This window comes from Brevundimonas sp. EAKA (genome assembly GCF_000698025.1).
GTDB lineage: Bacteria > Pseudomonadota > Alphaproteobacteria > Caulobacterales > Caulobacteraceae > Brevundimonas > Brevundimonas mediterranea_A.
Genome location: NZ_JMQR01000084.1, coordinates 1 through 13542, shown reverse-complemented (window position 1 = coordinate 13542; position 13542 = coordinate 1). Strand labels below are relative to the sequence as shown.

The 13542-nt window shown below is 67.7% G+C and carries 16 protein-coding genes; 7 read left to right on the top strand and 9 right to left on the bottom strand.

The window, feature by feature from the left end:
* The 3 genes from ER13_RS12005 to ER13_RS11995 all read right to left on the bottom strand — a co-directional run.
* On the bottom strand, positions 1–200 hold a 200-nt coding region (locus tag ER13_RS12005), incomplete at its 3' end, for an AEC family transporter (RefSeq protein ID WP_035309542.1).
* Positions 197–676: a Holliday junction resolvase RuvX gene (gene ruvX, locus ER13_RS12000; RefSeq protein WP_035309539.1), complete on the bottom strand. Its 480-nt coding sequence runs from the start codon at positions 674–676 to the stop codon at positions 197–199. The genes ruvX and ER13_RS12005, both read right to left, overlap by 4 nt.
* Positions 677–735: 59 nt before the next feature.
* Complete coding sequence (locus tag ER13_RS11995; RefSeq protein ID WP_008261487.1) at positions 736–1314, bottom strand: hypothetical protein; 579 nt, start codon at positions 1312–1314, stop codon at positions 736–738.
* A 440-nt stretch (positions 1315–1754) separates the two neighbouring features.
* Between ER13_RS11995 and gatC the strand changes: the two genes are divergently transcribed.
* Together gatC and gatA are read left to right on the top strand one after the other, a co-directional pair.
* A complete protein-coding gene (gene gatC, locus ER13_RS11990) occupies positions 1755–2042 on the top strand; it encodes an Asp-tRNA(Asn)/Glu-tRNA(Gln) amidotransferase subunit GatC (RefSeq protein ID WP_008261275.1) in 288 nt (95 codons plus the stop codon).
* Between the two features lie 2 nt (positions 2043–2044).
* Positions 2045–3523, top strand: coding sequence for an Asp-tRNA(Asn)/Glu-tRNA(Gln) amidotransferase subunit GatA (gatA, locus tag ER13_RS11985; RefSeq protein WP_035309536.1), 1479 nt, complete (start codon positions 2045–2047; stop codon positions 3521–3523).
* Positions 3524–3565: 42 nt separating this feature from the next.
* On the opposite strand, the gene ER13_RS11980 is transcribed toward gatA, so the two are convergent.
* A complete protein-coding gene (locus ER13_RS11980; protein ID WP_154726215.1) occupies positions 3566–3910 on the bottom strand; it encodes a hypothetical protein in 345 nt (114 codons plus the stop codon).
* A 97-nt stretch (positions 3911–4007) separates the two neighbouring features.
* Here ER13_RS11980 and gatB point away from each other — a divergent pair, with 97 nt between their 5' ends.
* Positions 4008–5510, top strand: a complete 1503-nt coding sequence (gatB, locus tag ER13_RS11975; protein WP_035309534.1) for an Asp-tRNA(Asn)/Glu-tRNA(Gln) amidotransferase subunit GatB — start codon at positions 4008–4010, stop codon at positions 5508–5510.
* Positions 5511–5638: 128 nt separating this feature from the next.
* On the opposite strand, the gene ER13_RS19035 is transcribed toward gatB, so the two are convergent.
* Positions 5639–6610 (bottom strand): RcnB family protein, encoded by a 972-nt coding sequence (locus tag ER13_RS19035; protein ID WP_008260484.1) that lies wholly within the window; start codon positions 6608–6610, stop codon positions 5639–5641.
* A gap of 155 nt (positions 6611–6765) precedes the next feature.
* On the bottom strand, positions 6766–7332 hold the full coding sequence (locus ER13_RS11965; protein ID WP_008261688.1) for an RcnB family protein: 567 nt from the start codon (positions 7330–7332) through the stop codon (positions 6766–6768).
* A gap of 175 nt (positions 7333–7507) precedes the next feature.
* On the opposite strand from ER13_RS11965, the gene ER13_RS11960 reads away from it, so the two are divergent.
* Complete coding sequence (locus tag ER13_RS11960) at positions 7508–8233, top strand: glutathione S-transferase N-terminal domain-containing protein (RefSeq protein ID WP_008261451.1); 726 nt, start codon at positions 7508–7510, stop codon at positions 8231–8233.
* Positions 8234–8405: 172 nt separating this feature from the next.
* Entirely contained in the window at positions 8406–8717 is a 312-nt protein-coding gene (locus ER13_RS11955; RefSeq protein WP_008262819.1) for a hypothetical protein, read from the top strand.
* A gap of 4 nt (positions 8718–8721) precedes the next feature.
* Here the strand turns inward: ER13_RS11955 and ER13_RS11950 are convergent, their stop codons facing one another.
* On the bottom strand, positions 8722–9480 hold the full coding sequence (locus tag ER13_RS11950; protein ID WP_035309532.1) for a polysaccharide biosynthesis/export family protein: 759 nt from the start codon (positions 9478–9480) through the stop codon (positions 8722–8724).
* Between the two features lie 124 nt (positions 9481–9604).
* Here ER13_RS11950 and ER13_RS11945 point away from each other — a divergent pair, with 124 nt between their 5' ends.
* The gene (locus ER13_RS11945; protein ID WP_035309530.1) at positions 9605–11044 is read left to right on the top strand and encodes a Wzz/FepE/Etk N-terminal domain-containing protein; all 1440 of its coding nucleotides are present in this window, start codon (positions 9605–9607) and stop codon (positions 11042–11044) included.
* Between the two features lie 46 nt (positions 11045–11090).
* The gene (locus ER13_RS11940; RefSeq protein ID WP_008261560.1) at positions 11091–11792 is read left to right on the top strand and encodes a hypothetical protein; all 702 of its coding nucleotides are present in this window, start codon (positions 11091–11093) and stop codon (positions 11790–11792) included.
* Here ER13_RS11940 and ER13_RS11935 read toward each other — a convergent pair.
* Both ER13_RS11935 and ER13_RS11930 read right to left on the bottom strand, forming a co-directional pair.
* Complete coding sequence (locus ER13_RS11935; RefSeq protein WP_035309528.1) at positions 11789–12718, bottom strand: glycosyltransferase family 2 protein; 930 nt, start codon at positions 12716–12718, stop codon at positions 11789–11791. The genes ER13_RS11940 and ER13_RS11935 overlap by 4 nt on opposite strands.
* Positions 12718–13461, bottom strand: coding sequence for a glycosyltransferase family 2 protein (locus ER13_RS11930; protein WP_197019783.1), 744 nt, complete (start codon positions 13459–13461; stop codon positions 12718–12720). Before ER13_RS11930 ends, ER13_RS11935 begins: the two co-directional genes overlap by 1 nt.
* Positions 13462–13542: the final 81 nt, after the last annotated feature.

The window sequence follows — 13542 nt, the reverse complement described above, 5'->3', positions numbered from 1 at the left end:
GCCCCCGCCACCGTCGCCCCGCCGCCCGACAGATCGGCATGCCAGATCGCGGGGATCAGGAAGCTGGGATAGAAGATGTTGATCGACAGCTTCTCGATCGGCCGCCAGGCCTCATCGGGCAGGAAGCCGGATTTTCGCAGCCCATAACCCAGGGCGATCATCAGAAAGACCGGCAGGACGCCGGCGATCAGCCCCGTCAAACCCAGGTCGCCTGATCCCGCACCCGATCCAGCGCCCCCTGCAAGATCCAGGCGGCGGCGGTGCGGTCCACGACCTGGGCGCGGCGCTTGCGGTTCAGGTCCAGATCCTCGATCAGGAACCGCTCGACCGCGCTGGTGGACAGCCGCTCGTCCCAGAAGGCGATGTTGACCGGCCGCAGCCGCTCCAGATTGCGGGCGAAGGCGCGGCACGACTGGGCGCGCGGCCCCTCGGTTCCGTCCATATTGGCGGGCAGGCCGATCACCAGGGCCGAGACCTTGCGATGGGCCATCAGCTTGAACAACTGCTCGGCTTCCAGCGTGAACTTGGACTTGCGGATCAGCTCCAGCGGCGAGGCGATCAGGCGCGTGGCGTCCGACACCGCCACCCCAACGGTCTTCTCGCCCAGATCCAGCCCCATCCACGGCGTGTCGGGCGGGCAGGCGGCGGGCAGGTCGAGGAGGTCGAGAACGGGCACGGCCTGCGGTTAGGACCGGCGCGCAGGGAAGTCAAAGGCAGAGGCTTATGGAAACAGCGTCAGGGCCGGCAGTCGCGGCTGTAGGCTTCGTCGTAAGGCTTGTCGAAACAGGCCAGAAAGCCGTCGAGCACATCGAGGTTGAGCGGCCAGCTTAGCTCACGTCCATATTGGGCTTTAAACCTCGCCGCATCCTCTTCGAATCCCGGGGGAGGTGGAACGGCCGCGAGACGGTCTCGAGCGGCTTGCAACGCGGCGCGGTCCTTGAGCAGGAAGGCCACCGTTCCGATCGCATAGTCCGCCTTACCGTCGCCGATGGGATCAGGACTGACCCCCGCCAGCAGCAGCCGCACGGCATGATCCGTCTGGCCCAAGGCGGCTCGGACTTGGCCCTCGTGCCAATAGTTGGTGTGAAGCTGGTCGCTGGTCATGTCTCTCCAGCGCGCCTTGCGATAGGCGGCCAGAAGCTCAACGGCCGTGTCGCGGCATTCGCGCCTGTTCCCGAGCGGACGCCAACCTCCCTCCATGTCTTGATCGAAAGCTTGAGGTGACAGGGCCAGCATCGCCTCCCTGTCATAGCTGCAGGGCGTGGGCGCGGGGACAGACTGCAAGACGGCGGCGGCTATGGCGGCGACGAACATGGCCTGTCCTGTAGTTGCGCGAAGCCAAAGCAAGACGTGTGACTGTGGCGTCAATGCGGCCGGACGTTTGGCGCTCGCCGCCCATGCCGCATCTCGTCCTGCTGAGGCGCAGAGCGTGTCGGCGGAGTGACGTGGCAGGCCCGGAATTTATTTGCCCATCATGCCGATGTACGGCCAGGCAAGGCTTTCAGGCGCATTTTGCGTACCCAACCCAACGGCCTTCCAGGCGAGGCTATAGTGTCAGGTCATAAACGCGGGAGGCGCGCTGTGAAGCGGATTTGGCAGGTTTGGCGCGTTTGGCAGCTTGTCACCCTGTTTTTGCGCCAAGGCGCCCGGCGCCGCCATGGTTGAAGGCGAACACCGGCTCGTTCTTGTGAATCCCCGCCTGTGCCGCTAATCCCGCCCCTAGACCCCTTTATCGACGTGCATTGGAGGGCCGCATGGCCATCGACGCTGCGACGGTGCGCAAGGTTGCGCATCTCGCCCGCATCAAGACCCCCGAGGATCGGCTGGAGCCGCTGGCCCAGGAGCTGAACGGCATCCTGCAGTGGATCGAACAGTTGAACGAGGTCGATGTCGACGGCGTCGAGCCCATGACCTCGAACGTCGCCCAGCCCCTGCGCCTGCGCGAAGACGTGGTCACCGACGGGGGCAAGATCGACGCTGTCCTGTCCAACGCCCCGAAGTCGGCCGACGGCTTCTTCGTCGTGCCCAAGGTGGTCGAATAGTCATGAGCGACCTGACCAAACTGACCCTGAAGGGCGCCGTCGACGGCCTGAAGGCCAGGGATTTCTCCTCGGCCGAGATCACCCAGGCCTTCCTGACCTCCGTCGAGGCCGCCAATCCGACCCTGAACGCCTATGTCGAGGTGACGGCGGACAAGGCCATGGACATGGCCCGCGCCTCCGACGCCCGCATCGCCTCGGGCGAGGGCGGGGCGCTGGAAGGCGCGCCGCTGGGCATCAAGGACCTGTTCTGCACTGAGGGCGTGCAGACCACGGCCGGCTCCAACATGCTGCGCGGCTTCGTCCCGCCCTATGAATCGACCGTCACCGCCAATCTGTGGCGTGACGGGGCGGTGATGCTGGGCAAGCTGAACATGGACGAATTCGCCATGGGCTCGTCCAACGAGACCTCGGCCTTCGGTCCGGTCAAGAACCCGTGGAAATCGACCGGCTCCAACGCCGATCTGACGCCGGGCGGATCCTCGGGCGGTTCGGCCTCGGCCGTCGCTGCCGACCTGTGCCTGGCTGCGACCGCGTCCGACACCGGCGGCTCGATCCGCCAGCCCGCCGCCTTCACCGGCACGGTCGGGATCAAGCCCACCTATGGCCGCGCGAGCCGCTTCGGCATGGTGGCCTTCGCGTCTTCGCTGGACCAGGCGGGACCGATCACCAAGACGGTCGAGGATGCGGCCCTGCTGCTGCAATCCATGTGCTCGTTCGACGACAAGGATTCGACCAGCCTTGACGTCCCGACCCCCGACTGGACCGCTTCGGTCGGCAAGTCGGTCAAGGGGCTGCGCATCGGCGTGCCGCGCGAATATGTCGTGGACGGCATGCCCGCCGAGATCCAGGCCCTTTGGGACCAGGGCGTGGCCTGGCTGAAGGACGCGGGCTGTGAGATCGTCGAGATCAGCCTGCCGCACACGAAGTATGCCCTGCCGACCTATTATATCGTCGCCCCGGCCGAGGCCTCGTCCAACCTGGCCCGTTACGACGGCATGCGGTTCGGCCACCGGGCGGATCAGTTCAGCTCGCTGGACGACCTCTACGCCACCTCGCGCGCCGAGGGCTTCGGCAAGGAGGTCCAGCGTCGCCTGACCATCGGCGCCTATGTGCTGTCGGCCGGCTTCTACGACGCCTATTATGTCCGCGCCCTGAAGGTGCGTCGCCGCATCGCCGAGGACTTCGACAATGTCTGGGGCCAGGTGGACGCCATCCTGACCCCCTCGACCCCGTCGGCCGCCTTTGCTCTGGGCGACAAGCAGATCGACCCCCTGACCATGTACCTGAACGACGTCTTCACGGTCACGACCAACCTGGCCGGCCTGCCGGGCATCTCGGTCCCCGCCGGCGTCGATTCCGGCGGCCTCCCGCTGGGTCTCCAGGTCATCGGCAAGGCCCTGGACGAGGCCACGGTCTTCCAGGTCGGCGCGGCGCTGGAAAGCGCTGCGGGCTTTACGGCCAAGCCTGGGCAGTGGTGGTGAGTTGAATGGAGGGCCGGCGTGATCGCCGGCCCTCCCTCTTCATCAGGCCGCCGGAAGCGCCTTCAGATCGGCGTCGATCGCCGCGATCTTCTCGTCTGTGATGTGGCCCTGGGAGTAGGGCGCGACCTGGCGCAGGCTCATGGCCTTGAACTGGCCATAGGCGGGATGCTTGTCCATGCCGGGCAGGTGTTTCTCCACCACGGCCTTGGTCGCGGGATCGGCCAGCAGGGCCTCGATCGGGCTTTCGATGGTCGGATGCTGGGCATGATGTTCGTCATGCGCGTGGTCAGAGGCGTGTTCGGGGGCCGGAGCCGGCGCAGTCTGGGCCGAGGCGGCGCCGACCAGAAGCAGGGAGGCCGCAGCAGCGGCGAACAGGGTCTTGGTCATCGGATTCTCCATTGAGGCGACCGATGTTGAGCGCGATTTCGCGACACCCTCAAGACAGCCTCTTTCTCGCCGCCGCCGACGGCGCTAGGACGAACCCATGACCGACACTGTTCCGAACTCGAAAACCATCAAGGGCCGCACCGGCGATTGGGAAATCGTCATGGGGCTGGAGATCCACGCCCAGGTGGCCTCCAAGGCCAAACTCTTCTCCGGCGCCGCCGTCGGCTTCGGCGCGGGGCCGAACGAACAGGTGTCCCTGGTGGACGCCGGCTTCCCCGGCATGCTGCCGACGCTGAACAAGCACTGCGTCGAACAGGCGGTGAAGACCGGCCTGGGCCTGCGCGCGCAGATCAACAAGCGCAGCCAGTTCGACCGCAAGAACTACTTCTACCCCGACCTGCCGACCGGCTATCAGATCAGCCAGCTCTATTACCCGATCGTCGGCGAAGGCGTGGTCGAGGTGGAGGCCGAGGACGGCAGCTTCTTCAACGTCGGCATCGAGCGCCTGCACCTGGAACAGGATGCGGGCAAGCTGATCCACGACCTGTCGCCGACCGAGAGCTATGTCGATCTGAACCGGGCCGGCACGGCCCTGATGGAGATCGTCTCGCGCCCCGACCTGCGCACGCCGGAAGAGGCGGTCGCCTATGTGAAGAAGATCCGGACCATCCTGATCTATCTGGGCACCTGCGACGGCGACATGGAGAAGGGCAATCTGCGCGCCGACGTGAACGTGTCCGTCTGCCGCGCCGGCAACTACGAGAAGTTTAAGGCCAGCGGCGATTTCAGCTTCCTCGGCACGCGCTGCGAGATCAAGAACGTCAACTCGTTCCGCTTCATCTCCCAGGCGATCCAGTACGAGGCGCGCCGCCAGATCGAGATCCTTGAGGACGGCGGTTCGATCACTCAGGAGACCCGGCTGTTCGACCCGACCAAGGGCGAGACGCGTTCGATGCGGTCCAAGGAAGAGGCGCAGGACTATCGCTATTTCCCCGATCCCGACCTGCTGCCGCTGGACCTGGAAGAGGCCTGGATCGCCGAGATCAAGGCGTCCCTGCCCGAACTGCCGGACGAGAAGCGCAAGCGGCTAATGAGCGAATATGGCCTGTCGCAGTACGACGCCATCGTCCTGATCTCGGAACAGGCCAAGGCGGACTATTTCGAGGCCGCCGCGAAGGGGCGCGACGCCAAGCTGGTGTCCAACTGGGTCACCAACGAGGTCTCGGCGCGTCTGGCCGCCGACGGCAAGGACTTCAGCGAGAACCCCCTGCCGGCCGCCCATGTGGCCCAGCTGGTCGAGCTGATCGAGACGAACGTCATCTCGTCCAAGATCGCCAAGGAGGTCTTTGACCACGTCTGGAACGGCGAGGGCTCGCCGGCCGAGGTGGTCGAGAAACACGGCCTGAAGCAGGTCACCGACACCGGCGCCATCGAGAAGGCGGTGGACGAGATCATCGCCGCCAACCCGGACAAGGCGGCGGCGGTCGCCGAGAAGCCCCAGGCCCTGGGCTGGTTCGTCGGTCAGGTCATGAAGGCGACGGGCGGCAAGGCCAATCCGGCCGCGGTCAACGACATCCTGAAGGCCAAGCTGGGTCTTTGATTTTTGGGGGCTGCGGCCCCCAAACCCCCGGCTGGTCGCTAACGCTCGCGGCGCGGCCGCTCTCTGCTTGAGCGACCCATTCTAGTAAGAAGGCCCGGAGAGCGATCTCCGGGCCTTCTTCGTCGAGACTACCAACGCCAGGCGTCTCGGATCACGTCGATGATGTAGCCGTCACGCTCGTCGATCAGATAGATCGTATTGTCGACCAGGACCCAACGCGCCCCCTCCGGCGGATAGCCGAGACCATAGGTGCGCCAGTCGTCCAGTCGATAACGCCAAAAGGTGTCCGGCAGATAGTCGCCGGCCGACCAGTCGCGGCCCCAATAGGAGCGGGGCACGCTGTAGTAGCCCCAGCCCGGCGCGAAATAGAACCCCATGCGGACGCCGCTGTAGCCATGGAAGCGACGGTCGTCCCGCCACCAGTCGGACCGGTGGTTGCGATAGAAGTCGCGCCGCCACTGATCGCTGCTGAAGCGACGGCGGAATTCGTCGTGCCGGTCGCGGTTCTGGTTCCAGCCGGAGCCGGGCCGGTGGGGCTGGCCGGGCCGCGTGTGACCATTGTCGGGCCGATCCGGCCGGTTCCAGCCGCCGTCCGGGCGATGGGGCCGCCCGCCGCTGTCGCCCGGCCGATCCGGTCGGCCGCCGCTTGACGGGCGGTCAGGGCGAGATCCGCCGGTCTGGGGGCGGTCGGGGCGAGTCCAGCCGCCCTCGGGACGGTCGGGACGAGGCGGCCGACCGGGGTTGGCGCCTTCCGGGCGGCCGGGCCTGACGTCGGGACGATCCGGCCGTGCGCCGCCGTAATTCGGACGATCGGGCCTGTCTTCGCCTGTCTGCGGGCGGTCCGGACGCGCCGGCCGTGTCTCACCGAAACCGGGGCGCTCCGGACGGGGCCGCTCGGGACGCGAGGGGGCTTCCGGCCGGGACTGCAAAGTACGGTTCGGCGTGGGACGCTCTCCCCGCGTGATCTGCGGCCTCTGGGGGCGGTCGGCGTCGCGTTGTTCGCGATCGACCTGACGGTCCTGGGCCAGGGCCTGGATCGGTGCGGCCAGCGGGGCGCCCAGGGCGGCGACGGCGGTGAAAGCCATCAGGAGGCGTTTCATGGTCTTTTCATTCCTGCACGCTGGTTTTCCAGCGGCTTAAGGTGATGATCGCGCTTGGTCGATGAACCCCGGCTGAATGCCGTTCGGGGGACGCCCCAGACAAAAGCCCCGCGAGATTTCCTCGCGGGGCTTGTCGGCTCAACAGCTTGGCGTCCTCAATAGACGTTGGACAGGACGCTGGCGATCAGGCCCGTGGCGACCGCGACCATCAGAATGTCGCTGCCGGCGTGGACGTAGCGATAGCCGCGAGGCGCTTCGCGAAGACCATAGAAATACGGGTCGCGGACATAATAGGTCCGGTACTGCGGCGGCAGATAGCCGCCCGTCCGCCAGCGATAGCCGTAGTAACGGGGCTCGACCCGGTAATAGCCGTAGCTGGGCGCGTACCAGTATCCCGAGCGCGGGCCGTTGTAGCCCCGGAAGTCCGACCGGCCGCGCCACCAGTTGCGATTGTTGCGGTCCCAGCGGTCATCGCGGCGTTCGTGGCGGAAGTCGCGACGGTCGTCCCACCGGTCATGACGATAATCCTGCCGATTGTCGTAGCGGCCCTGACGCCAGTCACGACGGTCGTCACGGCGTTCCGAGCGGTAGTCTCGCCGGTCGTCGCGGCGGTCCTGGCGATATTCCCGACGATCGTCGCGGCTCTGCGCCTCGGCCAGCAGGGGAACGGCCGTGGTGGACAGGGCGATAGCGACAACAGCGGCCTTGGTGAGGCGGTTCATCTGCGTGCTCCATTCTGGGCCGCCGACGGAAACGACGAACTGGCCCGTTAATGAGGTGAAGGTCGGGTTCCGCGCCTGAACGCGTCCTGAATGACCGTGTCAGGATCGAAATGCGGATTGCGGCTGCGTGTCGCGGCCCCCAGATGCGAGGCACGCCACAGGAAAGACCGCCGCAATGACCGCTCCGATCCAGCTCTGGTACTGGCCCACGCCGAATGGATGGAAGGTGTCCATCGCGCTGGAGGAGATGGGGCTGGCCTATGAGGTCCAGCCGGTGAACATCGGAACGGGTGAACAGTTCGAGCCTGGGTTCCAGGCCATCAGTCCGAACGGCCGCATGCCCGCCATCGTCGATCCGGAGGGGCCGGGCGGCCAACCGATCTCGATCTTCGAATCCGGCGCAATCCTGCAGTATCTCGGCGACAAATCCGGCCGCTTCTATCCGACCGAGGCGCGAGCGCGCGTCGAGGTGAACCAGTGGCTGTTCTGGCAGGTCGGAGGCCTGGGGCCAATGGCGGGCCAGACCCATCATTTCCGCCAGTATGCGCCCGCGATGATCCGCGACCAGCGCCAGATCGCCTATGGGGTGCAGCGCTATACGAACGAGACGCACCGTCTGTATGGCGTCATGGATCGACGCCTGAAGGACCGCGACTATCTGGCGGGCGACTATTCCATCGCCGACATGGCCGCCTGGCCGTGGATATTGCCGACGCTGCAGGGGCAGACTCTGGCGGACTTTCCGCATCTGGCGGCCTGGATGGATCGGGTCGGGTCGAGGCCCGCGGTCAAGGCCGGGCGTGCTCTGCTGGAAGATCGGCGTGGAAACGCCGGCGCGGCGGGCAAGGACGCCGAGGCGGCGCGCAGGGTCCTGTTCGGTCAGCGGGCCGCCAAGACGTAAACAAGCCCCTTCCAAATCGTATCGGAACGCTGAACGCTTTTGGCAGTATTCATTCCTGCTTTACTTAAAAGTTTGGCGGCGCCTTGCGCCGTTAACTTTAACTTCAAACCGGCGGTATTTGATGCGGTATCAGAGGCGGGCCCAGAACGGCGCCCGTTCAGGAGATACGGTAATGAACGCGCAAGAAATGGCGCACGACCTGCAGGCCGACGTGGAAGTCGTGTCCTTGCCGCTGCCGACCGTCGACATGTCGGGCGACGACCTGTTCAAGCTGGGCATGATGTATTCGGCCGGTTCGGGCGGTTGCCCGATGGACCGGGTCTCGGCCCACATGATCTTCAACCTGGCCGCCATGAAGGGTTCGATCGAGGCGCGCGTCTATCGCCGCGAGATGAGCCAGGAGATGGAGCGCGAAGAGATCGCCGAGGCCCAGAAGGCCGCCCGTCGCTATATCGACGCCGGCGTGGTGCGGCTGGCCGCCTGAGGCTTCAGAAGGTGGCGTAGCCGTTGCCGTTCGATCCATTGATCGAATAGCTGAAGCCGATGGGCAGGGCGGCGCGCACCTGGGTGAAGAAGGCGGCGAGTTCGCCCAGGGTCGACCGCGGCACGAAAATGATGTCGCCCCGACGCAGGGCCACGACCTCGCCGCGACGCGGGCGCAGGTCGACCACCCGCATCATGCGCGATCCGCCGGGACCGCGCCGGATCAGGGCTGCGCGCTCGGGCTTGCCCGACGGCAGGAAGCCGCCCGCCTGGACCACGGCCTGATAGGCGTCCAGATCGCCGGTCATCTCGATCACGCCCGGGGTCCGCACCTCGCCGTCGATCCAGACGCGGATCGGCCCTGCCTGGCGCAACGTCACCTCCACGACCGGCCGCACCAGTTGCGAGGCGTAGGCCGAAGACACCTCCCGCTCCAACTCCGGCAAGGTCCGGTCCGCCGCCATGACCTGGCCGACCAGGGGCAGGGCGACCCGACCGTCGGGTCCGACCTTCAGGGTGCGGGTCAATTCAGATGCGGTGGGCAGGGCCACCTCGATCTCGTCCCCCGGATAGAGCAGATAGTCCGGCTCTTCGTCCGTCCAGTCGGCGAAAGGGATGTCGGGGAAGTCGCCGCGTCCCGCCGCTTCGACCCGCTGCACGTCGCCCCTCGGGCGCGGCATCCGGGCGGCGTTGCCGCCGCAGGCCGCCAGGGCGGCGCAGCCCGATCCGAGGGCCAGCAGGAATAGTCGGCGATCTGGCGTCATGGAATCGATCTGGTCCGACGAAAGGAGCGTTGGGTCGCAGACTCGCCGCTTATGGGTAACCGATGGTTAACGCCGGTGGGCGAAAGGTGGATTCGCAAGAGACTTTCCAGGATTCGGCCCGCCTATGCGCTCGACGGCATATGTCACGACCCGACCGCGCTACGGCGTGCTGGACGTCGTCGGCCTGCTGTTCCGCGAACTGCTGCTGATGATCATCGTCTTCCTGGTGATCTTCGCCCTGGGCGCCGCCGCCGCCTTCACCCTGAAGAAGAATTACACGGCCCAGGGCGCGGTCTTCGCCGGCGTGGGTCAGGAATATGTCTATCAGCCGCGCGTCGGCACGGCCGAGCGGGGCCAGGCTCCGCAGGGCGACGAGGTCGCCAATTCCGAGGCTGCGATCCTGAGCTCGGGGCAGGTGCGCCAGCGCGTGGTCGAGGCGCTGGGGCCGGCGGCGATCCTGGGCAAGACGCCGACGGGATCACGGGACCGGGCAGAGGCGGCGGCGCGCAAGCTGATCGGCGCGAGTCTGAGCGTCGGCACCGCGCCGGGCAGCGCGATCATCCGTCTGAGCTACGAGGCCGACGACCCGGAGCGTGCGGCGCGCGTGCTGAACACCGTGATCGAGCAATATCTGGCCTATCGCCGCGAGGTCTTCCAGGACAAGACCCCCGCCATCGCCACCCAGAGACTGGCGTTCGAAGGCGATTTGAGCGCGGCGGATCAGGCCTATGAGCAGTTCCTGACCAGCAACGACATCGGCGACTTCACCGCCGCCAAGACCACGCTGGCGGCCGTCTATCAGACGGTCTTCACCGACCGGCTATCGACCCAGAGCCAGCTGAACCAGACCAGCCAGAGGCTGAACACCTTGGTGGCGCAGCAGGCGGCGACCCCGGCGGAGGTGGCGCTTCAGCAGGACCTGAACATCTCGGCCCAGGATCAGGTGCTGCAACTGCGGACCGAGCGGGAGCAACTGCTGTCGCGCTATCAGCCGGACGCCCAGCCGGTGAGGGACATCGAGGCGCGGATCGCCCAGCTGCAGGCCTATGTGGGCACGGGAACGGCGGTGGGGGCCAAGGAGGTCCGCACCGGGCCGAACCCTGTCTGGACCGAGCTGGAGACCAACCGGATCAACACCCAGGCCGACCGCGACGCCCTGGCGGCGAGGCTCTTGGCGCTGGATCGTCAGTTGACGGACATTCGGGCGCGGCAGACGCGGCTGACGGCGCTGGAGTCCGAAAACGCGACCCTGGCCGGCAATCGCGAAGTCCTGACCGCCAATATCCGCGAGTTCCAGCAGCGCGAGAGCCAGAGCCGGGCGGACAACGCCCTGGTCGCCGCCGGCGCCGACAATGTCACCGTGATCGAACGCGCCCAGCCCCCCTCGACCGGCAAGAGCCTGAAGGCGCCGGCCCTGGCGGCGGTCTTCCTGTTCGCCGCCTTCACCGCCCTGTGCATCGGCCTGCTGCGGATCTTCTCGCGGCGCGGCTTTGCAACGCCGGACTCGGTGCGGCGGACGCTGGATATGCCGGTCCTGGCCGTGGCTCCGGCGAAGGCGCACTAGCCTCATGCCCGTGTTAGGCTGAGCCGATGGAGCGCGTGGCGATTCGATGGTCGATCTGACGTCCGAAATGGCGGGCCTGTGGGCGGCGCTGGGTCCGGCGCCGGCGCACCGCGCCCGCGTGATCCAGTTCGCCGCCGCCACGACCGGAGAAGGCGTCTCGACCGTGGCGCGGGAGTTCGCGCGACTGGCCGCCGTCCGTGCGCGAAAGCCGGTCTGGCTGGTGGACGGGGACCTGGCCCAGCAGGGGCAGCTCGAAGCCATCGCCGCCGAACCGGACCGGTTCGGCCAACTGGGCAAGCCGGCCCAGGCCTCGCCCGACGGTTCAAGCTTCTTCGCCGTCACGCCTGCGCCGACGGGACGGGACGGCAAGCCGATCCCACCCGCGCGCCTGCTGACTGCGCGACCCTGCCTGGGCGGCCGGTTGTGGATCACGCGCTTCCACATGGAGGCCCTGCGCTCTGGCCACCGGGTCGAGGCGATCGGCGAGGCCGGTTATTGGGACGCCCTGCGGCCGCACGCCGACACCATCGTCATCGACAGCCCGGCCGCCGACCGCAACGACATGGCGATCATCCTGGCGCCCTTCGTGGACATGACGGTTCTGGTGGTGGCGGCCGGCGGCGCGACCGCGAGCGGACCGGTGATCCTGCGCGACGAGATCGAGGCCGTCGGCGGCCGTATCGCCGGGGTGGTCATGAACCGCTCGACCTACAAGCCGCCGAAGTTCCTGAGCCGGCTGGCGGGCTAGGCGCGCCTTCGCACCATCGCCGCGCCGTAGAGTTTCGGTTCGAAGCGGCTGGTCCAGAACAGCTTGCCCAGGCCGCGCGCTGCGCGGTCCAGGGTTTCGGCGCGGGCGGGGCGGCGGAGCAGGGCGAGGGTCAGGGAGGCGAGGCCCCAGACGGCGGCCTGGGCGGCGCCGATCAGCATCCAACGGGCGACGCCGGGCCAGTCGCCGCGGGCGGCGGCCATCTGGCTGGGGCTCTGGCCATAGGCGAAGGCGCGCAGCAGGGCGTAGTTCAGGGTGGCGCGGTCGGGGGGCGCGAACTCGTCCACCCAGGCGTCGGCGGCCCAGCCGAACCGGCCGCCGCGCGTTTGCAGGGCGGTGAACAGACGGTCGTCCTCGCCTCCCGTCTGATCCATGGCGGCGTCGAACGGCGCGGGGCCGGGCAGGGCCGTGGCGCGGACCATCAGACTGTTGCCGCAGCCGTGGATCTGGTCGGTCAGGCCGGTCTGGGCTGGGCCGTCGCGGCCGAAGAACCGCTCCAGATAGGCGGTGGTCCATCCCGTGCCCTCGGGTACGCGGCCCCGGATCGGGCCAAACAGGACATCGGCTCCGGTCTGGGACTGGGCCTGCAACAGGGCGGCCAACCAGCCGGGGGAGGCGGCCTCGTCGTCATCCAGGAAGGCGATCAGGGGGGCGTCGGCAGCGGCCAGGCCGATGTTCCGGGCCGTGGCGACGCCGGGGACGGGGGCGTGGGCATAGGTCAGGGGAACCGGCGCCTCGGCCCGCAGGCGGTCGATCAGGGCGGCGGCCGAACCGTCGGGGTCATTGTCGGCGACGACCACGGCGGCGATCCGGTCCAGCGACCCGACCTGAGCAAAGACCGAGCGCAGGGCGCGCTCCAGCATGGCCGGGCGACGCAGGGTGGGGATGACGACGGCGACATCCCGCATCAGATCGCGTCCGCATAGACGGCCGCGCGGTACAGACGCAGGGCGAAGGCGCGGGTGCGGGTCGGCAACAGAGGCGACAGGGCCGCGCCCCGGGCCATGCTACGGATCAGCGGCAGGGACGGCAGGCGTTTCAGGGCGCGGGCGGCCTTGTAGCTGGGGTAGGTCTGGACGATGGCGGGGTGCAGGGCGACGACGCGGGCGAAGTTGGCGGCGCCCTGGTCGAACTTGCGCGCCAGGTCCGGCACCGTGTCCAGGCCCATATGGGTGGCCGGGTTGTCGATGTGGACGACCGGAAACCGGCGGGCGACCCGCATGGCCCATTCGACATCCTCCCACCCCCAGCCGGTGAAGCCGGGGTCGAAGGATTCGACGGCGAAGACATCGCGCCGGACCAGCAGGTTGGAGGTGTAGACGTATTTCTCGGGCGTCCTGGCGCGCTGGGCGGCGCGGACGCATTCGCTGGCGCCGGACAGGGCGCGGTGGACGGCGAAGCGGCGGTCGCGCGGCGCCTGTTTCAGCGAGAAGCCGCCGAACGCCACGGCCGGATCGTCGCGGGCGATCAGATCGACCCAGGTCTGGAGAAAGCGGGGGCTGTCCGGCTTCATGTCGCTGTCGAGGAACAGCCATGAGCCGGCGCGGGCGGCGATGGTCAGGCGATTGCGCCCGCGCGCCCGGCCTTCATTGGCGGACAGGGTGACGAGGCGGGCGGGCAGGGCCCGGACGGCCCGCTGGCTCTTATACACATCCGACGCTGCCGGCGACCCACTCCTGGGGGGATTCGGTGGGGGGCGCCGACATTAAAAAAAAAAAAACGACGGAACAGA

Excerpts from the sequence above, each read along its gene's own strand:
- ER13_RS11960 (WP_008261451.1), top strand. The coding sequence starts at position 7,508 with ATGACCGCTCCGATCCAGCTCTGGTACTGGCCCACGCCGAATGGATGG.
- gatA (WP_035309536.1), top strand. The coding sequence starts at position 2,045 with ATGAGCGACCTGACCAAACTGACCCTGAAGGGCGCCGTCGACGGCCTG.
- gatC (WP_008261275.1), top strand. The coding sequence starts at position 1,755 with ATGGCCATCGACGCTGCGACGGTGCGCAAGGTTGCGCATCTCGCCCGC.
- ER13_RS11945 (WP_035309530.1), top strand. The coding sequence starts at position 9,605 with ATGCGCTCGACGGCATATGTCACGACCCGACCGCGCTACGGCGTGCTG.
- gatB (WP_035309534.1), top strand. The coding sequence starts at position 4,008 with ATGACCGACACTGTTCCGAACTCGAAAACCATCAAGGGCCGCACCGGC.
- ER13_RS11940 (WP_008261560.1), top strand. The coding sequence starts at position 11,091 with ATGGTCGATCTGACGTCCGAAATGGCGGGCCTGTGGGCGGCGCTGGGT.
- ER13_RS19035 (WP_008260484.1), bottom strand. The coding sequence starts at position 6,610 with ATGAAACGCCTCCTGATGGCTTTCACCGCCGTCGCCGCCCTGGGCGCC.
- ER13_RS11950 (WP_035309532.1), bottom strand. The coding sequence starts at position 9,480 with ATGACGCCAGATCGCCGACTATTCCTGCTGGCCCTCGGATCGGGCTGC.
- ER13_RS11980 (WP_154726215.1), bottom strand. The coding sequence starts at position 3,910 with ATGACCAAGACCCTGTTCGCCGCTGCTGCGGCCTCCCTGCTTCTGGTC.
- ER13_RS11935 (WP_035309528.1), bottom strand. The coding sequence starts at position 12,718 with ATGCGGGATGTCGCCGTCGTCATCCCCACCCTGCGTCGCCCGGCCATG.
- ER13_RS11995 (WP_008261487.1), bottom strand. The coding sequence starts at position 1,314 with ATGTTCGTCGCCGCCATAGCCGCCGCCGTCTTGCAGTCTGTCCCCGCG.
- ER13_RS11955 (WP_008262819.1), top strand. The coding sequence starts at position 8,406 with ATGAACGCGCAAGAAATGGCGCACGACCTGCAGGCCGACGTGGAAGTC.
- ER13_RS11965 (WP_008261688.1), bottom strand. The coding sequence starts at position 7,332 with ATGAACCGCCTCACCAAGGCCGCTGTTGTCGCTATCGCCCTGTCCACC.